This is a genomic window from Pseudomonas sp. PB101 (genome assembly GCF_009764265.1).
Lineage (GTDB): Bacteria > Pseudomonadota > Gammaproteobacteria > Pseudomonadales > Pseudomonadaceae > Aquipseudomonas.
The window spans coordinates 26,219-47,918 of the sequence record NZ_RWIR01000077.1 but is presented as its reverse complement, the minus strand read 5'-3'; the positions used below and the strand labels follow the sequence as shown (position 1 = coordinate 47,918).

Annotated in this window: 17 protein-coding genes; all 17 read right to left on the bottom strand. The window is 59.6% G+C overall.

The features are described 5' to 3' along the window. Positions 1–60 precede the first annotated feature (60 nt). Positions 61–1,350: a phosphopyruvate hydratase gene (gene eno / locus EI969_RS23820; protein ID WP_160389939.1), complete on the bottom strand. Its 1,290-nt coding sequence runs from the start codon at positions 1,348–1,350 to the stop codon at positions 61–63. 144 nt (positions 1,351–1,494) lie between these two features. After that, positions 1,495–2,340 carry a 3-deoxy-8-phosphooctulonate synthase gene (gene kdsA / locus EI969_RS23815; RefSeq protein WP_150718434.1) on the bottom strand — a complete coding sequence of 282 codons (846 nt, stop codon included), beginning with the start codon at positions 2,338–2,340 and terminating at the stop codon, positions 1,495–1,497. Positions 2,341–2,346: 6 nt separating this feature from the next. Then, entirely contained in the window at positions 2,347–3,978 is a 1,632-nt protein-coding gene (locus EI969_RS23810) for a CTP synthase (protein WP_110657475.1), read from the bottom strand. Positions 3,979–4,252: 274 nt separating this feature from the next. Next, positions 4,253–5,581, bottom strand: coding sequence for a tRNA lysidine(34) synthetase TilS (gene tilS / locus EI969_RS23805; RefSeq protein WP_160389938.1), 1,329 nt, complete (start codon positions 5,579–5,581; stop codon positions 4,253–4,255). Positions 5,582–5,714: 133 nt separating this feature from the next. After that, entirely contained in the window at positions 5,715–6,662 is a 948-nt protein-coding gene (locus tag EI969_RS23800; protein WP_150718431.1) for an acetyl-CoA carboxylase carboxyltransferase subunit alpha, read from the bottom strand. 139 nt (positions 6,663–6,801) lie between these two features. Then, the gene (gene dnaE / locus EI969_RS23795; protein WP_160389937.1) at positions 6,802–10,323 is read right to left on the bottom strand and encodes a DNA polymerase III subunit alpha; all 3,522 of its coding nucleotides are present in this window, start codon (positions 10,321–10,323) and stop codon (positions 6,802–6,804) included. Between the two features lie 76 nt (positions 10,324–10,399). Continuing rightward, positions 10,400–11,026, bottom strand: coding sequence for a ribonuclease HII (rnhB, locus tag EI969_RS23790; RefSeq protein ID WP_160389936.1), 627 nt, complete (start codon positions 11,024–11,026; stop codon positions 10,400–10,402). Positions 11,027–11,037: 11 nt separating this feature from the next. Next, a complete protein-coding gene (gene lpxB / locus EI969_RS23785) occupies positions 11,038–12,168 on the bottom strand; it encodes a lipid-A-disaccharide synthase (protein ID WP_160389935.1) in 1,131 nt (376 codons plus the stop codon). Positions 12,169–12,170: 2 nt separating this feature from the next. Next, the gene (gene lpxA, locus EI969_RS23780) at positions 12,171–12,947 is read right to left on the bottom strand and encodes an acyl-ACP--UDP-N-acetylglucosamine O-acyltransferase (protein ID WP_160389934.1); all 777 of its coding nucleotides are present in this window, start codon (positions 12,945–12,947) and stop codon (positions 12,171–12,173) included. Beyond that, positions 12,944–13,384: a 3-hydroxyacyl-ACP dehydratase FabZ gene (gene fabZ / locus EI969_RS23775; RefSeq protein WP_007978374.1), complete on the bottom strand. Its 441-nt coding sequence runs from the start codon at positions 13,382–13,384 to the stop codon at positions 12,944–12,946. Before fabZ ends, lpxA begins: the two co-directional genes overlap by 4 nt. A 108-nt stretch (positions 13,385–13,492) precedes the next feature. After that, positions 13,493–14,548: a UDP-3-O-(3-hydroxymyristoyl)glucosamine N-acyltransferase gene (lpxD, locus tag EI969_RS23770; protein ID WP_160389933.1), complete on the bottom strand. Its 1,056-nt coding sequence runs from the start codon at positions 14,546–14,548 to the stop codon at positions 13,493–13,495. Between the two features lie 3 nt (positions 14,549–14,551). Then, the gene (locus tag EI969_RS23765; RefSeq protein ID WP_007990260.1) at positions 14,552–15,055 is read right to left on the bottom strand and encodes an OmpH family outer membrane protein; all 504 of its coding nucleotides are present in this window, start codon (positions 15,053–15,055) and stop codon (positions 14,552–14,554) included. 45 nt (positions 15,056–15,100) lie between these two features. Then, a complete protein-coding gene (gene bamA / locus EI969_RS23760) occupies positions 15,101–17,476 on the bottom strand; it encodes an outer membrane protein assembly factor BamA (protein WP_160389932.1) in 2,376 nt (791 codons plus the stop codon). A 72-nt stretch (positions 17,477–17,548) separates the two neighbouring features. Beyond that, the gene (gene rseP / locus EI969_RS23755) at positions 17,549–18,901 is read right to left on the bottom strand and encodes a sigma E protease regulator RseP (RefSeq protein WP_160389931.1); all 1,353 of its coding nucleotides are present in this window, start codon (positions 18,899–18,901) and stop codon (positions 17,549–17,551) included. A gap of 38 nt (positions 18,902–18,939) precedes the next feature. Then, positions 18,940–20,130: a 1-deoxy-D-xylulose-5-phosphate reductoisomerase gene (gene ispC / locus EI969_RS23750; RefSeq protein ID WP_160389930.1), complete on the bottom strand. Its 1,191-nt coding sequence runs from the start codon at positions 20,128–20,130 to the stop codon at positions 18,940–18,942. After that, positions 20,127–20,933: a phosphatidate cytidylyltransferase gene (locus EI969_RS23745; RefSeq protein WP_160389929.1), complete on the bottom strand. Its 807-nt coding sequence runs from the start codon at positions 20,931–20,933 to the stop codon at positions 20,127–20,129. Before EI969_RS23745 ends, ispC begins: the two co-directional genes overlap by 4 nt. Further along, positions 20,933–21,688, bottom strand: coding sequence for a polyprenyl diphosphate synthase (gene uppS, locus EI969_RS23740; protein ID WP_160389928.1), 756 nt, complete (start codon positions 21,686–21,688; stop codon positions 20,933–20,935). The genes EI969_RS23745 and uppS overlap by 1 nt, the downstream gene beginning before the upstream one ends. Positions 21,689–21,700 lie beyond the last annotated feature (12 nt).

Sequence of the window (21,700 nt, the reverse complement as noted above, 5' to 3'; positions counted from 1 at the left end):
AAAAACGTCGCTGGAGCGATTTTTCCGACACAATCCGGTGTCTTTTTTACCATGTACTGCTTAGCCGCGGAATTCGCCGCGACCGTTGTACTTGGCTTTACCATTCAACTGCTCTTCGATACGCAGCAGTTGGTTGTACTTGGAAACGCGGTCGGAACGGCACAGGGAGCCGGTCTTGATCTGGCCAGCCGAGGTGCCCACGGCCAGGTCGGCAATGGTCGAATCTTCGGTTTCGCCGGAGCGATGCGAGATCACGGCGGTGTAACCGGCAGCCTTGGCCATCTGGATGGCTTCCAGGGTTTCGGTCAGGGTGCCGATCTGGTTGAACTTGATCAGGATCGAGTTGGCGATCTTTTTATCGATGCCTTCTTTCAGGATCTTGGTGTTGGTCACGAACAGGTCGTCGCCGACCAGTTGGACTTTCTCGCCGATCTTGTCGGTGAGGATCTTCCAGCCAGCCCAGTCGGACTCGTCCAGGCCATCTTCGATGGAGATGATCGGGTAACGCTCGGTCAGGCCTTTGAGGTAGTCAGCGAAGCCTTCGGCGGTGAACACCTGGCCTTCGCCGGACAGGTTGTACTTGCCGTCTTCGTAGAATTCGCTGGCCGCGCAGTCCAGGGCCAGGGTCACGTCGGTGCCCAGCTTGTAACCGGCGTTGGCAACGGCTTCGGAGATCACTTTCAGTGCGTCTTCGTTGGAAGCCAGGTTCGGCGCGAAACCACCTTCGTCACCAACGGCAGTGCTCAGGCCACGAGCCTTCAGCACGGCTTTGAGGTGGTGGAAAATCTCGGTGCCCATGCGCAGACCTTCCGAGAAGGACTTGGCGCCAACCGGCTGAACCATGAACTCCTGGATGTCGACGTTGTTATCGGCGTGCTCGCCACCGTTGATGATGTTCATCATCGGAACCGGCATCGAGTAGACACCCGGGGTGCCGTTCAGGTTGGCGATGTGAGCGTACAACGGCAGGTCCTGGTCCTGTGCTGCTGCCTTGGCCGCGGCCAGGGAAACGGCGAGGATCGCGTTGGCGCCCAGGGAACCTTTGTTTTCAGTGCCGTCGAGCTTGATCATTGCCAGATCGAGCGCTTTCTGGTCGCTTGGGTCCATGCCTTTCAACAGGTCGCGGATCGGACCGTTGATATTGCCTACGGCCTTCAGGACGCCCTTGCCCAGGTAACGGCTCTTGTCGCCATCACGCAGCTCGAGCGCTTCACGCGAGCCAGTGGAAGCACCGGACGGCGCGCAGGCACTGCCGATGATGCCGTTGTCGAGAAGCACGTCCGCTTCCACGGTGGGATTGCCACGGGAGTCGAGAACTTCACGACCTTTGATGTCGACGATTTTAGCCATTGTTGTAAACACTCCAAAGTTGACGAAAACGCTTACTGCTCGATTTTATAACTTGAGGTCACACTTGTAGGAGCCGGCTTGCTGGCGATAGCGTCCTTACGGACCCATCGCCAGCAAGCCGGCTCCTACAGTCGGATTTCGATGTTACGCGGTTTCTACCGTCGGAAAACTCTTCACCAGTTCGTCCAAAGCTTTGAGCTGGGCCAGGAATGGCTCCAGTTTGTCCAGGCGCAAGGCGCAAGGACCGTCGCATTTGGCGTTGTCCGGATCCGGGTGGGCTTCCAGGAACAGGCCGGCCAGCGACTGGCTCATGCCGGCCTTCGCCAGGTCGAGGACCTGGGCGCGACGACCGCCGGCGGAATCGGCGCGACCACCAGGCATTTGCAGCGCGTGGGTCACGTCGAAGAACACCGGGTATTCGAACTGCTTCATGATGCCGAAGCCGAGCATGTCGACGACCAGGTTGTTGTAGCCGAAGCTCGAACCACGCTCGCAGAGGATCAACTGATCGTTACCCGCTTCCACACACTTGTTCAGGATGTGCTTCATTTCCTGAGGCGCGAGGAACTGGGCTTTCTTGATGTTGATCACTGCGCCCGTTTTGGCCATCGCGACCACAAGGTCGGTCTGGCGCGACAGGAAGGCCGGCAACTGGATGATGTCGCAGACTTCAGCGACGACCGCGGCCTGATCAGGCTCGTGGACGTCGGTGATGATCGGCACGCCGAAGGCTTGCTTGATGTCCTGGAAGATGCGCATGCCTTCTTCCAGGCCAGGACCACGATAGGAGGTCACAGAAGACCGGTTGGCCTTGTCGAAACTGGCCTTGAACACGTAAGGGATACCGAGCTTTTCGGTGACCTTCACATACTCTTCGCAAACCTGCATGGCCATGTCACGGCTTTCCAGCACGTTCATGCCACCGAACAGCACCATGGGTTTGTCGTTGGCAATCTCGATGTCGCCGACGCGGATGATCTTCTGTGCCATCGGGGGTTACGCCTTCTTCTGGTGTTGAGTCAACGCTGCCTTGACGAAACCGCTGAACAGCGGGTGACCGTCGCGTGGCGTCGAGGTGAACTCAGGGTGGAACTGGCAAGCGACGAACCATGGGTGATCCGGTGCTTCAACCACTTCAACCAGTGCGCCATCACCGGAGCGCCCGGAGATCTTCAAACCGGCTTCCATGATTTGCGGCAGCAGGTTGTTGTTCACTTCGTAGCGGTGACGGTGACGCTCGACAATCACGTCCTTGCCGTAGCAACCGTGAACCAGGGAACCTGGCTCCAGCAGGCAATCCTGTGCACCCAGGCGCATGGTGCCGCCCAGATCGGAAGTTTCGGTACGGGTTTCGACGGCGCCGGTGGCATCTTCCCACTCGGTGATCAGACCCACGACCGGGTGACCGCTTGCACGATCGAACTCGGTGGAGTTGGCGTCTTTCCAGCCCATGACGTTACGAGCGAACTCGATAACGGCCACTTGCATGCCCAGGCAGATACCCAGGTATGGAACCTTGTTTTCGCGAGCGTATTGCACGGCGGTGATCTTGCCTTCAACGCCACGCAGACCGAAGCCGCCAGGCACCAGGATGGCGTCGACACCCTCGAGCAGAGCAGTGCCCTGGTTCTCGATGTCTTCGGAATCGATGTAGCGCAGATTGACCTTGGTACGGTTGCTGATCCCGGCGTGGCTCATCGCTTCGATCAGCGACTTGTAGGCGTCCAGCAGCTCCATGTACTTGCCGACCATGGCGATGGTGACTTCGTGCTCAGGGTTGAGCTTGGCGTCGACCACGGCTTCCCACTCGGACAGGTCGGCACCGCCGCATTGCAGGCCGAAACGCTCGACGACGAAATCGTCCAGGCCCTGGGAGTGCAGGATGCCCGGGATCTTGTAGATGGTGTCGGCGTCTTCCAGCGCGATCACCGCACGTTCTTCAACGTTGGTGAATTGCGCGATCTTGCGGCGCGAAGACACATCGATCGGGTGATCGGAGCGGCAGACCAGCACGTCCGGCTGCAGGCCGATGGAACGCAACTCCTTGACCGAGTGCTGGGTTGGCTTGGTCTTGGTTTCGCCGGCAGTGGCGATGTACGGCACCAGTGTCAGGTGCATCAGCATCGCGCGCTTGGCACCGACTTCGAAACGCAGTTGGCGGATCGCCTCGAGGAACGGTTGCGACTCGATGTCACCCACGGTGCCACCGATCTCGACCATTGCCACGTCGGCGTCGCCAGCACCCTTGATGATGCGGCGCTTGATTTCGTCGGTGATGTGCGGGATCACCTGGATGGTTGCACCCAGGTAGTCACCACGGCGCTCTTTGCGCAGCACGTGCTCGTAGACACGGCCGGTGGTGAAGTTGTTGTTCTGGGTCATGGTCGTGCGGATGAACCGCTCGTAGTGGCCCAGGTCCAGGTCGGTCTCGGCGCCGTCGTGGGTGACGAACACTTCACCGTGCTGGAACGGGCTCATGGTGCCCGGGTCGACGTTGATGTACGGGTCCAGCTTCAGCATGGTGACCTTAAGTCCCCGCGCCTCCAGGATGGCCGCCAATGATGCCGATGCAATGCCTTTCCCCAATGAAGAAACAACACCGCCCGTGACGAATATGTAGCGCGTCATGAAAAACCCTAGAAGTCTGCGTTAAAGCGGTCCGAGCCGCCGGGGAAAGCGAAGGAAGGCCGAAGCCCCCGATCACCTGCATTAATCACAGTGCACCTTTCAAAAAAACCGCCGCGTTGGGACAGACCGGGAAATGAATCACCGGTTCGTTGCTCGCTACACATTTTTTGGAATCGCCCAGCAAAGACTGCTTGGTAATCGGCAACTCCTGCAATTCAGGCGAATCCACAGAAGTTGTATCAAGAAGGGAGCGTAGTCTACCGGAAAGCCCCTTTCAGCTCAAACCTTGATCTTCGTTCAGTGGCTGCCAATGCAAATGCCAGTCGCCGATCGCACCACCATCGAGCCCCTTGAGGTTCGCTACCGCCAGCAATTGGCCGTCTTTGTAGAGCAGCGGCAATCTGCCGCGCACGAAGGACGGTACAGCGTTTTCATTGAGCAAACGTTTCAGGTCCCGATGCCCGCGGTTCGGCAAACCCATTACCTCACCGCCTTCACGATAGCGGATCTGCACCGGGCCATCGGGGATTTTGCCGCTGAGCGTGAGCACGCCGTTGCCTGGCAACACCAGCGGCAGAGCGGGGTCCAGCCATGTTCCTGCAACGGGCAATGGATTCAGCCAGGCACCGGACACCCACCAGACTCGTCCGCCGGCCCGATGCAACTCGCCCTGCGCCAAGCGCCAGATCGGTCGGGCATCACCGGTGGCATCACGCAAATCTTCCCAACCCGACCAGTGGTCACTGTCCGGCATTCGCGTGCGTGGTTCCAACCAGCGACTGATTGCATTTCGCTGGCGTGCGACCGAGAGTTTCTCCAGTGCTGCCAGCTCCAGAGACGGCAAGCCCAGCCAATCGAAATCACTGACCGTGCTCGCCAGACTCAAATCGATGTCCGCCAGATCATCGAGCAATGCCTGCGCCTCACTCAAGTGCGCAGCGCTGCGAGCCATGGTCGCCACCGCTTGCGGCCAGCGCGAGGCCAACGCAGGAAACACCTGATGTCGCAGGTAGTTGCGCGAGTACTGCCGATCCTCGTTCGAAGGATCTTCGACCCAGCTCAAGCCTTGCTCGCTGGCATAAGCCTCCAGTTCAGCCCGTGTGACATCAAGCAATGGCCGCAGCAGATGACCCTTGCCCAACGGACGCTGACGCGGCATTCCCGACAGCCCGCGCACACCGGCCCCACGCAGCAATCGAAACAGCAGGGTTTCCGCCTGATCGTCGCGGTGCTGGGCCGTCAGCAGCACTTCGTTGGCCTGAACGGTTTCAGTGAAGGCGTGATAGCGCGCATCCCGGGCTGCACGTTCAAGGCTGGCGCCCGGTTGCACCTGCACGCGAACGACTTGCAGCGGCACGCCCAGCGCAGCGCACACGGAACGACAATGTTCCGGCCACGCATCGGCCGCGGCTTGAAGGCCGTGATGGACATGGATGGCGTTGAGCGTCGGCAGGGATTGGGTTTTGGCGAGGTGTGCAAGAAGGTGCAGCAGGACGGTGGAGTCGAGGCCGCCGGAGAAGGCGATGTGCCAAGCGGTGGCGTTGCGCCACGACTTCAGATTCAGCAAGAGTCTGGAAGGCAAATCAATTCCGGGCCGATCCATATCTTTCCCTTTGCACAAATCAAATGTGGGAGCGAGCTTGCTCGCGATAGCGGTAGAACAGCCAACATGTTTGTTGAATGTTAAACCCTCATCGCGAGCAAGCTCGCTCCCACATGGGTACAGCGAGATCCGATTACAGACCGTAGCTCATCAGGCGATCATAACGGCGCTTGAGCAGCGCATCGTTGTCGAACTTCTTGAGCATCGCCAGTTGCGAGCTCAGCTCGGCGCGGATCGACGCGGCTGCAGTGGCGGGGTCACGGTGCGCGCCGCCCAATGGCTCGCCAATCACCTTGTCCACGATACCCAGGCCTTTGAGGCGCTCGGCGGTGATGCCCATCGCTTCAGCGGCATCCGGCGCTTTTTCGGCGGTTTTCCACAGAATCGAAGCACAACCTTCCGGCGAGATCACCGCGTAGGTCGAGTACTGCAGCATGTTCAACTGGTCGCAGACGCCGATCGCCAGTGCACCGCCGGAACCACCTTCACCGATCACGGTGGCGATGATCGGGGTTTTCAGGCGGGCCATGACTCGCAGGTTCCAGGCAATCGCTTCGCTCTGGTTGCGCTCTTCAGCGTCGATGCCAGGGTAGGCGCCCGGGGTGTCGATGAAGGTCAGGATCGGCATCTTGAAACGTTCGGCCATTTCCATCAGGCGACAAGCCTTGCGGTAGCCTTCCGGACGCGGCATGCCGAAGTTGCGGCGAACCTTCTCGCGCACTTCACGGCCTTTCTGGTGACCGATGATCATCACCGGCTTGTCGTCCAGACGGGCGATACCGCCAACGATGGCAGCGTCGTCGGAGAAGTGACGGTCACCGTGCAGTTCGTCGAACTCGGTGAAGATGTGTTCGATGTAGTCCAGGGTATACGGACGTTTCGGGTGACGCGCCAGACGTGCGATCTGCCAGCTGGTCAGCTTGCCGAAGATGTCTTCGGTCAGCGTCTTGCTCTTGTCCTGCAGGCGGGAGATCTCATCGCCGATATTCAGCGAATTGTCATTACCGACCAAGCGCAACTCTTCGATCTTGGCTTGCAGGTCGGCGATCGGCTGTTCGAAATCTAGAAAATTCGGGTTCATAGGCGTCCGTCTTGGGTCGAGTCCCAAGGGTTCTTGGGCCGGCCGGTTGTCTATTCGCGCCCTACCTTAAGGGACAGGCGCGTTGAGGTCGAGATTAAAAATTCAGGTCAAGGTCAGGGCAATCTGCTGGCACTGACCGTCAACGGTATTGGAGGAAGACGTTGTCTCGCCCGAACTGGTCACGCAGGGCTTGAATCAACGCATCCGCCGGATCGATTCGCCAGCCTTCGCCGAACTGCAACATGGCCTTCGCATCGGGGCTGGTGTAGTCCATGGTGACCGGGCACGCGCCGCGATGACGCTTCAACAATTCACCCAGCCAGCGTAGCTGATCGCCCTTGAGGTCCTTGGCATGCAACTTCAGGCGCAGGCTTTCGGCCAGGTTGGTGCGCGCATCTTCCATGCTCATCACCCGCTTGACCCGTAGCTTCAGGCCGCCGGAGAAGTCGTCATTGCTGACTTCGCCTTCGACCACCACCATGGCGTCGGTCTGCAACAGCGACTGCGCCGCATGGAACGACTCGGAAAACAGCGAGGCCTCGATCCGCCCGGAGCGGTCGTCAAGGGTGATGAACCCCATCTTGTCGCCCTTTTTGTTCTTCATGACCCGCAAGGCGATGATCATCCCGGCGACAGTCTGGGTATCGCGCGCCGGCTTGAGATCGATGATGCGCTGGCGGGCGAAACGACGGATTTCACCCTCGTATTCGTCGATCGGGTGACCGGTCAGGTACAGGCCGAGGGTGTCTTTCTCCCCTTTCAGGCGTTCCTTGAGGGTCAGTTCCTTGGCTTTGCGGTGATTGGCGTAGACGTCGGCGTCTTCTTCGACGAACAGACCGCCAAACAGGTCGGAGTGACCGCTGTCCTGGGTGCGCGCGGTCTGTTCGGCCGCCTTGATCGCTTCTTCCATGGCCGTCAGCAGCACCGCGCGATTGCGGTCGATGTTGGCCTGGTAGGCTTTCTGCTCATCGTGGAAATACGGCCCGAGGCGATCGAGCGCACCGCTGCGGATCAAACCGTCGAGGGTGCGCTTGTTGATGCGCTTGAGGTCGACCCGTGCGCAGAAATCGAACAGATCCTTGAACGGGCCTTTCAGGCGCGCTTCAGTGATCGCCTCGACCGGGCCCTCACCCACGCCCTTGATTGCGCCCAGGCCGTAAATGATCCGGCCTTCGTCGTTCACCGTGAACTTGAATTCGGAGGTGTTCACGTCCGGCGCGTCGAGACGCAGCTTCATCGTGCGCACTTCTTCGATCAAGGTCACGACCTTGTCGGTGTTGTGCATATCCGCCGACAATACCGCGGCCATGAACGGCGCCGGGTAATGGGTTTTCAGCCACGCGGTCTGGTACGACACCAGGCCATAGGCGGCGGAGTGGGATTTGTTGAAGCCGTAGCCGGCGAATTTTTCCACCAGGTCGAAAATGTTACCGGCGAGGTCGGCGTCGATATTGTTGGTCGCGCAACCTTCAATGAAACCGCCACGCTGCTTGGCCATTTCCTCGGGTTTTTTCTTACCCATGGCTCGACGCAGCATGTCCGCACCACCGAGGGTGTAACCGGCCATGACCTGGGCAATCTGCATCACCTGTTCCTGATACAGGATGATGCCGTAAGTCGGCGCCAGTACTGGCTTGAGGCCTTCGTACTGGTAGTCCGAGTGCGGGTACGCCAATTCGGCGCGGCCGTGCTTACGGTTGATGAAGTCGTCAACCATGCCCGATTGCAGCGGGCCCGGACGGAACAGCGCCACCAGTGCGATCAAGTCTTCCAGGCAGTCGGGCTTGAGCTTTTTGATCAGCTCCTTCATGCCGCGCGATTCAAGCTGGAACACCGCTGTGGTTTCGGCTTTCTGCAGCAGCGTGTAGGTCGGTTTGTCGTCCAGCGGGATGAACGCGATATCCAGCGGCGGCTCGTTGACCTTGGCGCGCTCGCGGTTGATGGTTTTCAGCGCCCAGTCGATGATCGTCAGGGTCCGCAGGCCGAGGAAGTCGAACTTCACCAGGCCGGCAGCCTCAACGTCATCCTTGTCGAACTGGGTTACCAGGCCGTCACCGGCCTCGTCGCAATAGATCGGCGAAAAGTCGGTGAGCTTGGTCGGCGCGATCACCACACCACCGGCGTGCTTGCCGACGTTACGCACAACGCCTTCGAGCTTGCGCGCCATTTCCCAGATTTCCGCGGCTTCTTCATCGACCTTGATGAAGTCGCGCAGGATCTCTTCCTGCTCGTAGGCCTTTTCCAGGGTCATGCCGACTTCGAACGGGATCATCTTCGACAGACGATCCGCCAGCCCGTAGGACTTGCCCTGCACCCGCGCCACGTCGCGGACCACAGCCTTGGCGGCCATGGAACCGAAGGTGATGATCTGGCTCACCGCATTGCGGCCGTATTTCTCGGCCACGTAGTCGATTACCCGGTCACGACCGTCCATGCAGAAGTCGACGTCGAAGTCGGGCATGGAGACCCGTTCCGGGTTGAGGAAACGTTCGAACAGCAGGTCATATTCCAGCGGGTCGAGGTCGGTGATCTTCTGCACATAGGCCACCAGCGACCCGGCACCCGATCCACGGCCTGGACCTACCGGCACGCCGTTGTTCTTGGCCCACTGGATAAAGTCCATCACGATCAGGAAGTAACCGGGGAAGCCCATCTGGATGATGATATCCAGCTCGAAATTCAGCCGGTCGACATAGACCTGACGCTTGGCCTCGTAGTCTTCGGTGGTGTCTTTGGGCCACAGTACTGCAAGCCGTTCCTCCAGGCCGTCGAACGAGACCTTGCGGAAGTATTCGTCGATGGTCATGCCATCGGGGATCGGGAAGTTGGGCAGGAAGTGCGTGCCCAGCATCACTTCGATATTGCAGCGCTTGGCGATCTCGACGGTATTTTCCAGCGCCTCGGGAATGTCGCTGAACAGCTCGGCCATTTCATCGGCGCTTTTGAGGTACTGCTGATCGCTGTAGTTCTTCGAACGCCGCGGATCGTCGAGGGCGCGGCCTTCGCCGATGCAGACGCGGGTTTCGTGGGCGGCGAAGTCTTCCTGCTTGATGAAGCGCACATCGTTGGTCGCCACCAGCGGCGCACCAAGCTTCTCGGCCAGCGCCACGGCGCCGTGCAGTTGTTCTTCATCGTTGGGGCGGCTGGTGCGCTGGATTTCCAGGTAGAAACGATCCGGAAACACGTCCATCCATTCGCGGGCCAGGGTTTCGGCCTCGGCGGGGTTGCCGCTGAGCATGGCCTGGCCGATCTCGCCCTCCTTGGCCGCCGACAGCATGATCAAGCCGGCGTTGGCTTCAGCCACCCATTCGCGCTCGATGATGACCGCGCCATTGCGCTGACCATCGATAAAGCCGCGGGAAATCAGCTCGGTGAGGTTGCGATAGCCTTCGGCGTTCATCACCAGCAGGCTGATCCGGCTCAGCGGGTTGTCCGGATCCTTGTTCGACAGCCACAGGTCGGCGCCGCAGATCGGCTTGATCCCGGCACCCATGGCGTTTTTATAGAATTTGACCAGGGAACACATGTTGTTCTGGTCGGTGACCGCCACGGCAGGCATGTTCATGCCGACCAGGGTCTTGACCAGCGGTTTGATCCGCACCAGACCGTCGACCAGGGAGTATTCAGTGTGCAGGCGTAGGTGAACGAATGAAGCCGGCATAGTGATCCTGTCTGTGAACGTGAAAACAACAAGGCCCGGATTGTACCGGGCCTTGAGTAAAACATCAGCCTTGCGACTAACTCTCGATCAATCCTTCGCGAGCCTCATACGCCAGCCGCACAGGGGCAAACGAACGCCGATGAATCGGGGTCGGCCCAAGCCGTGCCAGCGCTTCCAGATGAACGGGCGTCGGGTAGCCTTTATGCCCGCCGATGCCGTAACCCGGGTAGATCAATTCGAACGCAGCCATTTCACGATCACGGCTGACCTTGGCCAGGATCGATGCGGCGGCGATGGCGGGAACCTTGCTATCGCCCTTGACCACGGCCTCGGAGCGCATCGGCAGTTTCGGGCAACGGTTGCCGTCGATCATCGCCAGCTTCGGCTGGACATGCAGCCCGGCGATCGCACGCTGCATGGCCAGCATGGTGGCGTGCAGGATATTGAGTTCATCGATCTCTTCGACTTCGGCGCGAGCGATGCACCAGCTCAGGGCCTTTTCGCAGATTTCGTCGTAGAGCTTTTCGCGGCGAGCCTCGGTGAGTTTCTTCGAGTCGTTCAGGCCCAGGATCGGGCGGTTCGGATCAAGGATCACCGCCGCCGTCACCACGGCGCCACAAAGCGGGCCGCGACCGACTTCATCGACGCCGGCAACCAATTCTTCGACTTCAGCGACCAAGGTGAAATCCAGCCCCATTTGCATGTTCGTTTTACTCACTGTACTTGGCCGATCAGGTTCAGCACTGCATCCGCAGCCTGGTTGGAGGCGTCCAGACGCAAGGTCCGGTGAATCTCGTCAAAGCCGCGGGTCTGCTCTTCCCCACCCTCGATCAACGGCGACAAGGTCTGGGCCAGCGCTTCGACCGTCGCATCGTCTTGCAACAACTCGGGCACCAACAGGCGCTGGGCCAACAGGTTCGGCAGCGAAACATACGGACTCTTGACCATGCGCTTGAGAATCCAGAACGTCAGCGGCGCCAGACGGTAGGCGACCACCATCGGCCGCTTGTACAGCAGCGCCTCAAGGGTTGCGGTGCCGGAAGCAATCAGCACCGCATCGCACGCGGCCAGGGCCAGATGGGACTGGCCGTCGAGCAGGGTCAATGGCAGATCGCGACCGGCCAACAGCTCTTCAAGCTGTGCGCGACGCTGCGCATTGGCGCACGGGACCACAAACCGCACCCCCGGACGCAACGCCCGCAGGCGCTGCGCAGTATCGAAAAACAACGCGCCGAGCCGGCCGACTTCACCGCCACGGCTGCCAGGCATCAACGCCACCAGCGGCCCGTCAGGCAAACCGAGTTCGGCCCGCGCAGCGGCGCGATCGGCTTGCAGGGGGATGGCATCAGCCAGGGTATGGCCGACGAACCGCACCGGCACGCCTTTTTCTTCGTAGAATTTGGCTTCGAACGGGAACAGCGTGAGCATCAGGTCGCAGCCTTCGCGAATCTTCAGCACGCGTTTCTGCCGCCAGGCCCAGACCGACGGGCTGACGTAATGCACGGTCTTGATGCCGGCCTGACGCAGCTTGAGTTCGATATTGAGGTTGAAGTCCGGCGCATCGATACCGATGAACACATCAGGCTTTGCGGCGATCAGGTCGGCTACCAGCTTCTTGCGCCGTGCCAGCAGTTCGCGCAGACGGCCCAGCACTTCCACCAGGCCCATGACGGACAGGCGTTCCATCGGAAAGTACGAGGTCAGGCCTTCAGCCTGCATCAGCGGACCGCCGACTCCAATGAATTCGACGGCAGGGTGACGAGCCTTGAGCGCGCGCATGAGGCCCGCACCCAGAATGTCACCGGAAGCCTCACCCGCTACCAGCGCAATACGCAGATTGACCATGGTCAGCGAGTGATGCCGCGAGTCGAAGACTGGATGGAGTCGCGGAACACCGCCACTTCAGGGTATTGGGCGGACGGCTCTGCCAGTTCGGCGAGCGCCTGTTCCACGGTCAGGCCCTGGCGGTAAACCACCTTGTAGGCACGACGCAGCGCGTGGATCGCCTCTTCGCTGAAACCGCGACGGCGCATGCCCTCGAAGTTCATGCTGCGGGCTTCGGCAGGGTTGCCAAACACCGTGACATACGCAGGAACATCCTTGCCGATCGCCGTCCCCATGCCGGAGAAGCTGTGGGCACCGATGTGGCAATACTGATGAACCAGGGTAAAACCGGAAAGAATGGCCCAGTCTTCCACGTGCACATGGCCCGCCAGGGCGGTGTTGTTCACCAGGATGCAGTGGTTGCCGATAACGCTGTCATGGCCGATGTGGGCATACGCCATGATCAGGTTGTGATCGCCCAGGGTCGTTTCCGAACGGTCCTGGATGGTGCCACGGTGAATCGTCACGCCTTCACGGATGACGTTGTGATCACCAATCACCAGGCGGGTTTCCTCGCCCTTGTACTTCAAGTCAGGCGTGTCTTCACCCACCGAGGAAAACTGGTAGATGCGGTTGTGCTTACCGATTCGGGTCGGGCCCTTGAGAATCACATGCGGCCCGATGACTGTCCCCTCGCCGATTTCCACACCTGCGCCGACGATCGACCACGGGCCGACCTCGACGCCGTCAGCCAGAACGGCTGTCGGATCGATGATTGCACGAGGGTCAATCAAACTCATAGCTTGCGTTCCGCGCAGATGATTTCAGCGGAGCAGACAGGCTTGCCATCGACCGAAGCCTGGCATTCGAACTTCCAGATCTGACGCTTGCAGCTGATGAACTTGGCTTCAAGGATCAACTGATCACCTGGCAGAACCGGCTGGCGGAAGCGCAGCTTGTCGGAACCGACGAAGTAATAAAGGGTGCCGTCGGCCGGTTTCACGTCGAGCATTTTGAAACCAAGGATCCCGGCAGCCTGAGCCATGGCTTCGATGATCAATACGCCCGGCATGATTGGATGCGCAGGGAAGTGACCATTGAAGAACGGTTCGTTGATGCTGACATTCTTGTAGGCACGAATGCGCTTGCCTTCAACATCCAGCTCCACTACCCGGTCCACCAACAGGAACGGGTAACGGTGAGGCAGGTATTCGCGAATCTCGTTGATGTCCATCATTTCGGGGGGAAGCCTATGTAAAGATTGGGGGCGCGCGACTGGCGCACGCTCCACTAGCAAATCAGGGACGCAGTCTAGCGGCTGCGCGCACTTGATATGGAAATGGTATCAGCCATCTGATGAAGCATTACCGTCAGGGGTCACTTCCCCTACTTGCTTTTCCAGCTGGCGCAGGCGCCGCGCGATGTCATCGAGCTGACGAATGCGTGCCGCGCTTTTGCGCCACTCGGCTGCCGGCTGCATGGCCGTACCGGAAGAATAGGCGCCTGGCTCGGTAATCGAGTGGGTCACCATGGTCATCCCGGTGATGAAAACGTTGTCGCAAATATCGATGTGTCCCACCAGGCCTACGCCACCGGCGAGCATGCAATGCTTGCCGATCCTGGTGCTGCCGGAGATCCCGACACAGGCCGCCATGGCGGTGTGATCACCGACCTGAACGTTATGGGCAATCTGGATCTGGTTATCGAGCTTCACGCCATTGCCGATGATGGTATCGGCCAACGCACCGCGGTCAATAGCGGTATTCACGCCAATTTCCACATCATCGCCGATCAGCACACCACCGATCTGGGCGATTTTCTGCCAGATACCCTTTTCGTTGGCAAAGCCAAAGCCTTCGCCGCCGAGCACCGCGCCGGACTGAATGACGACCCGCTTGCCGACACGAACGTCGTGATACAGGGTTACCCGCGGCGCGAGCCAGCCACCCTCACCCACCACGCTGCGAGCGCCGATGAAGCAGTGCGCGCCGACAGTCGTACCGGCTGCAACCTGTGCTCCGCTTTCGATCACCACAAAAGCGCCGATACTCGCCGCAGGATCGACTACCGCATCCGCCGCGATCACTGCCGTCGGGTGTATGCCGGCAGCAGCCTTGGGTTTTGGATCGAACAGGTGCGAAACACGCGCATAAGCCGCATACGGATCCGGCACCACCAGCACATCCCCGTCATGACCTTCGGCGTCAGCGGCCTTCAGCAACAGGGCTGCAGCCTGACTGCCTGCCAGGTACTTGCGGTATTGGGGATTTGCAAGAAAGCTCAACTGAGCTGGGCCAGCCTCCTGCAAGGTGGCTAGCCCAGTAATTGCTTTCTCGGGGTCGCCACGTAGCGTGGCGCCGAGGAACTCGGCCAGCTGGCCGAGCTTAATGGTCACGGTCATGGATTACTTCAGCTGATTCATGCGCTCGATAACCTGGCGAGTGATGTCGTACTGAGGTTTGACATCAATCACTGCGCCACGCTCGAAGACCAGGTCAAAAGCACCTTTCTTGATGACTTCTTCCACAGCGCTGTCCAGTTTCGGCTTGAGCTGCTTCAGCATTTCACGGTCGGCAACGGCTTTGGCTTCGTTCAGTTCCTTGGACTGGAACTGGAAGTCGCGGGCCTTTTGCTTGAATTCAAGCTCCAGACGCTCGCGCTCGCCTTGCTGCATTTTGTCGCCACCGGCCATCAGACGATCCTGAATGCCCTTGGCGCTGCTTTCCAGGGTTTTGAGCTTGGTCAGCTGAGGACCGAATTTCTTTTCGGCATCCACGGCGTATTTCTTGGCCGCGTCGGACTCCAGCAAAGCCATCTGATAGTTCAGAACTGCAATTTTCATGTCGGCAAATGCCGGACCAGCGACCAGTACGCTGGCCAGGAGAACCAATTGAGTCAACTTACGCACGATGCACTCCTACAAAATTCATTGTCATTATCTTGGGTCAGACGCTTAGAACGTCTGGCCGAGGGAAAATTGGAACACTTGAGTTTCGGCGTCATCCGGTTTCTTGACCGGCATGGCCAATGCGAAACTCAAAGGACCCAGTGCGGTGACCCAGGTCACACCCACACCAACAGAACTGGCCATGTTGCTCAGGCTAATGTCGTTGCACTTGGTGTTGGACTTCGTGCCATCAGCGTTTGTGGTATCCGAGCACGAGGAATCGAACACGTTACCCACATCCCAGAATACCGAGGTACGCAGGGAGCGTTGATCCTTGACGAACGGCAGAGGGAAGAGAACCTCCACACCGCCCTGGATCAGGACGTTGCCACCGAACGGCAGCGGATCCTGGTCGGGGTCTGTCGCTGTACCAGGGTTCTTGCCGGTACTTGGCGTACTGCGAGGACCCAGGGTGCTGTCCTTGAAGCCGCGTACCGAGTTGAAACCACCAGCATAGTAGTTTTCATAGAAAGGCAAACCGTCGGTCGAACCGTAGCCATCGCCATAACCCAGCTCGGTGTGCAGACGCATGGTGTAGTTCTCGCTCAATGGCTGGAACAACTGGCCACGGTAGTCGAGCTTGAAGAACGACAGGTCGCTGCCTGGAATCGTGGATTCCAGCACCAGGCTCTGGGAGTGACCACGGGTAGCAAGCACGCCCTTGTTCAGGGTGGACTCGGACCAACCGGCCGAAGCCTTGAAGTTCAGGTACTTGTCGCCTTCCTTGTTAACGAAGTCGAAAATCTCGTCAACGGTGTATACACCCGTCTTGATCTCATCCTGCTGCGCGGTCAGGCCAAAGGTCAGACGCGAAGTCTCGCTGATCGGGTAGCCGACGCTCACGCCAGCACCCAGGCTGTCCACGGCATAGCTCGCCACGTCGACATCGAGGTCGTCATAGTCGGTGGTGCGATAGAAAGCGTTGTAACCCAGGCTCACACCGTCGGCAGTCCAGTAGGGGTCGACATAACCGAAGTTGTAGCGGCTCTGGTATTCACTTTTGGTCAAGCCGACGCTGACCTTGTTACCGGTACCCAGGAAGTTGTTCTGAGTGATCGAACCACCGAGGATCAGGCCGGCGCTCTGGGCGAAACCGACGCTGGCGGTAATCGAACCGGAGGCTTGTTCTTCAACGCTGTAGTTGACGTCCACCTGGTCATCGACACCCGGTACGGCCGGGGTCTCGACGTTGACTTCCTTGAAGAAGCCCAGACGCTCCAGACGGGTCTTGGATTGATCGATCAGGTAGGTCGAAGCCCAGCCGCCTTCCATCTGACGCATTTCACGACGCAGCACTTCGTCTTCGGACTTGGTGTTGCCACGGAAGTTGATGCGGTTCACGTAGGCACGCTTGCCCGGATCGACCGCGAACAGGATGTCTACGGTGTGATCTTCATCGTGCGGTTGAGGCACGCCGTTGACGTTGGCGAAGGTATAACCTTCGTTACCCAGGCGACGGGTGATCAGCTCGGAGGTGGTGGTCATCAGCTTGCGCGAGAACACCTGGCCTTTTTGCACCAGCAGCAGGGACTTGACCTGGTCTTCAGGGACTTTCAGGTCGCCGCTGAGCTTGACGTCACGAACGGTGTACTTCTCGCCTTCGTTGACGTTGACGGTGATGTAGACGTGTTTCTTGTCCGGCGTGATGGACACCTGGGTCGAAGCGATATCCATGTTGATATAGCCACGGTCCAGGTAGTAGGAACGCAGGCGCTCCAGGTCACCGGAGAGTTTTTCACGGGCATACTTGTCGTCGTTCTTGAAGAACGACAACCAGTTGGTGGTCTTGAGTTCGAACAGGTCGATCAGGTCTTCATCGGGGAAGACCGTGTTGCCCACCACGTTGATGTGCTGGATGGCGGCAACGGTACCTTCGTTGATGTTGACCTTCAGGCCAACGCGGTTACGCGGCTGCGGCACCACTTCGGTATCGACGGTAGCCGAGTAGCGACCCTGGGCGACGTACTGGCGCTGCAGTTCGTTACGCACACCTTCAAGGGTCGCACGCTGGAAGATCTCGCCTTCGGCCAGACCGGATTGCTTGAGGCCTTTCATCAGGTCTTCGGTAGAGATCGCCTTGTTGCCTTCGATCTCGATACTGGCGACCGACGGACGCTCGACTACCGTGATGACCAGGACGTTGCCATCGCGGCCCAGCTGGATATCTTGAAAGAAACCGGTTTTGAACAACGCACGAGTGGATTCCACCAGGCGACGATCATCCGCCTGTTCACCGACGTTCAACGGCAAAGCACCAAAGACGCTACCCGCGGAGACCCGCTGGAGGCCATTGACGCGAATATCAGAGATAGTGAAGGACTCGGCGTGAACTTCGGCGATCATCAATACGGTGAGAACCGCAGTTAGCAGCAGACGTTTCATGAAGTCCTTTCTTATTCCAACTGGCAATAAACAAACTGCCGCAAAATGCGGCAGATTCGCAATTCAGCGACGTTACAGACGACCCAGATCATTGACCAAAGCAAGCAACATCACTCCGATCACCAAACTGATGCCGATCTGTATCCCCCAACCTTGCACCCGATCCGACAAGGGACGACCACGCGCCCACTCGATCAGATAAAACAACAAATGCCCCCCATCCAGCACAGGAATGGGCAGCAAATTCAGAACTCCCAGGCTAATACTCAGATAAGCAAGGAAATTCAGGAAATCAGCAACACCCGACTGGGCCGAAGCGCCCGCCACTTTAGCAATGGTTATCGGTCCACTCAAGTTTTTTACCGAGAGCTCGCCGAACAACATTTTCTTCAGCGAATCGAGGGTCAGGACGCTCATGGTCCAGGTGCGTCGAGCCCCCTCGCCAATCGCTGCCAATGGACCGTAACTGACCTCGCGGATCATCTCCGGCGGCCAATCCACCGCCTTCACCCCTGCCCCCAGGTAGCCGCTGGGTGACTTGCTCTCGCCGCGGGCGGCGAGCGTCACCGGGACGTCGATTTGAGCACCGTCACGCTCGACCCGCAGCATGATTTTGGTATCAGGATGCATACGCACGGTATCGACGACCTGCTGCCAGTCATCCAGCGTACGACCATCGAGCGCCAGCAAGCGGTCACCGGTCTTCAGGCCGGCAGCCTGGGCCGGGCCTTTCGGATCGAGCTCGGCCAGGACCGGCGGCAATGCCGGACGCCACGGGCGAATCCCCAGCGAATGAATCGGGTCGGGCTCGTCAGCCCCTTTGAGCCATTTATCCAGCGCAAGTTCACGAGGTGAATCGGCTGTGGAGCCCTGCTCGCGAACCATTATCTGCAACGAACCGCTTTCACCCAGGCGGCGAACCAACTGCAGATTCACGGCCGCCCAGCCAGTGGTCGCCTCGCCATCGATGGCGACGATTTCCTGACCGGGGCTCAAACCCGCCTTGGCCGCGATGCTGCCGGACTCGACAGCTCCGATGACCGGCCGCACCTGCTCGCTGCCGAGCATCGCCAATGCCCAGAAGAACACCAATGCCAGCAGGAAGTTGGCAATCGGCCCTGCCGCTACGATGGCAATGCGCTGACGAACGGATTTGCGATTGAAGGATTGATCGACCTGATCGAGCGGTACTTCACCTTCGCGCTCGTCGAGCATTTTCACGTAGCCGCCCAACGGAATGGCGGCAACGACAAATTCAGTGCCTTGCTTGTCGTGCCAGCGCAACAAAGGCATGCCGAAGCCTACGGAGAAGCGCAGCACCTTGACCCCACAGCGACGCGCGACCCAGAAATGGCCGAACTCGTGGAAGGTAACCAGCACACCCAGAGCGACCAGGGTGCCGACAATCATATAGAGCGCGCTCATCTACTTTCTCCGCAATCCTATCCGCCGCTGCCAGGCATTTACCGCCCGTGACGGCTCAACCATTGTCCGGCGAGCAATCGCGCCTTCGCGTCCGCCGTGAACACTGCCTCGAGATCATCCACCGCCACTACGGGCTCCAGACTCAGTACTTCCTCGATGATACTCGCGATTTCCGGGTAACGAACCCGTTCGTCGAGAAATGCCGCCACCGCTACTTCGTTTGCCGCATTGAGCATCGCCGGCGCACTGTTACCCGCCTCGGCCGCCTGACGGGCCAGACGCAGGCACGGGAAACGCTCTTCATCGGGCGCCTGGAAGTCCAGTCGCGCAATGGCGAACAGATCCAGCGGCGCCACACCCGAGTCGATCCGCTCCGGCCAGGCCAGGGCATTGGCGATGGGGGTGCGCATGTCCGGATTACCCAGCTGTGCCAGCACGGAACCATCGACATAGTCGACCAGCGAATGGATCACGCTTTGCGGGTGAATCACCACCTCGACCTGCGAAGGCCTGGCATCGAACAGCCAGCAGGCTTCGATCAGCTCAAGCCCCTTGTTCATCATGCTGGCCGAGTCTACGGAGATTTTTCGCCCCATGGACCAGTTCGGATGTGCGCACGCCTGATCAGGTGAAACATCCGCCAGCTCAGCCAAGGGCGTCTGACGGAACGGGCCGCCGGAAGCCGTCAGCAAAATCCGCCGTACGCCGACCGCCCCGAGACCACGGGCATAATCGTTCGGCATACACTGGAAAATCGCGTTGTGCTCGCTATCGATCGGCAGCAGCACCGAACCGCTTTTGCGCACCGCCTGCATGAACAGCGCGCCGGACATCACCAGCGCTTCCTTGTTGGCCAGGAGGATCTTTTTGCCAGCCTCGACCGCCGCCAGCGTCGGGCGCAATCCCGCCGCACCGACGATGGCCGCCATGACCGTATCGACTTCCGGATCGGCAGCGACCTGGCACAAACCGTCCTCACCCACCAGAACACGAGTCGAAAGACCCGCCGCACGCAGATCATCCTGCAAGGTGCGGGCAGCAGTGATCTGCGGCACGACAGCGAACCGCGGGACATGGCGCACGCACAATGCCAGCAACTCACTCAAGCGAGTGAAGCCGCTCAAGGCAAAGACCTGATAACGATCAGGATGGCGGGCGATGACGTCGAGCGTACTCAGGCCAATCGAGCCGGTCGCACCCAGAACGGTAATCTGTTGCGGGCGGCTCATGGGGCCGCCATCCACAACAGCACGGCAAATACCGGAATCGCTGCCGTCAGGCTGTCGATACGATCCAGCACACCACCGTGACCGGGAAGCAGATTACTGCTGTCCTTGATCCCGGACTGACGCTTGAACATGCTCTCAGTGAGGTCGCCCACCACGGAAATGAACACGATCAGCGCAGCGCAGATCAGCCCCTTGAACAACTCGGCCACCGTCCAGTCGCGTACAAAGGCAACGACCGTGGTAATGACCAGGCTCAGCGCCAGACCACCGTATACGCCTTCCCAGCTTTTACCCGGACTGACCTGCGGTGCAAGCTTGCGCTTGCCGAAAGCACGACCGGAGAAATAGGCGCCGATATCGGCACCCCAGACCAGTACCATCACCGCCATGATCAGCCAGTTACCCAGCGGATACTGCTTGATCTGCACCAGACCCTGCCAGGCCGGCAGGAGAATCAACAGGCCGATCACCAGCTTGGTCGCGGCACTGGACCAACGCTCGCTCGAGCGCGGATAGGTCAGCACCAGATACGTCGCCACCGCCCACCACAGCACCGAAGCGCCCAAGACCCACGGTGCGAGGCCGGGCAGGATGTACATGACGAACAGCATCAAGGCGACCACAGCGGCGTAGCCGACGCGAAAGGCCTGACCGGTGAAACCTGCCAGACGCGCCCACTCCCAGGCACCCAGGGTGACTACCAGCCCGATGAACAGTGCAAACCCGGAACCTTCAAGCAGGAAAAACCCGCACAGGGCAATCGGCAGCAGGATCAGTGCAGTGATGATTCGTTGTTTAAGCATTAAACCCGGGCTCCAGCCTCGACCTGCTCGCTCGTTTTACCGAAGCGGCGCTGGCGGGAAGCGTAATCGGCCAGCGCATTGCGCATGGCATCGTGTTTGAAGTCCGGCCAGAACAGGTCGGAGAAGTACAACTCGGCATAAGCCAGTTGCCAGAGCAGGAAGTTGCTGATGCGGTGCTCGCCACCGGTACGGATACACAGGTCCGGCAACGGCAGGTCGCCCGTGGCCAGGCAGGTCTGCAGCAGATCAGGCGTGATGTCTTCCGGACGCAGGTGTCCGGCCTGGACTTCCCGGGCCAGACGTTGCGCCGCTTGTGCGATATCCCACTGACCGCCGTAGTTGGCGGCGATCTGCAGGACAAAACGATTGGCACCGGCCGTCATGGCCTCGGCTTCGCGCATGGCGGCCTGCAACTCGGGATGAAACCGCGAGCGGTCACCAATGATGCGCAGGCTGATGTTGTTGTCGTTGAGGCGCTTGGCCTCACGACGCAGTGCCTTGAAGAACAGGTCCATCAAGGCACTGACCTCATCGGCCGGACGTTGCCAGTTCTCGCTGGAAAAGGCGAACAGGGTCAGCACCTCGACCTTGGCCTCGGCACAGACCTCAATGACCGCACGCACCGCATCCACGCCCGCTTTATGCCCGGCGACACCCGGCATAAAGCGTTTTTTCGCCCAGCGATTGTTCCCATCCATGATGATCGCGACATGGCGCGGCACCGCGGACGGTGCAGTCTGCTTGGTCTTGTCCATTAAAAACTCGAC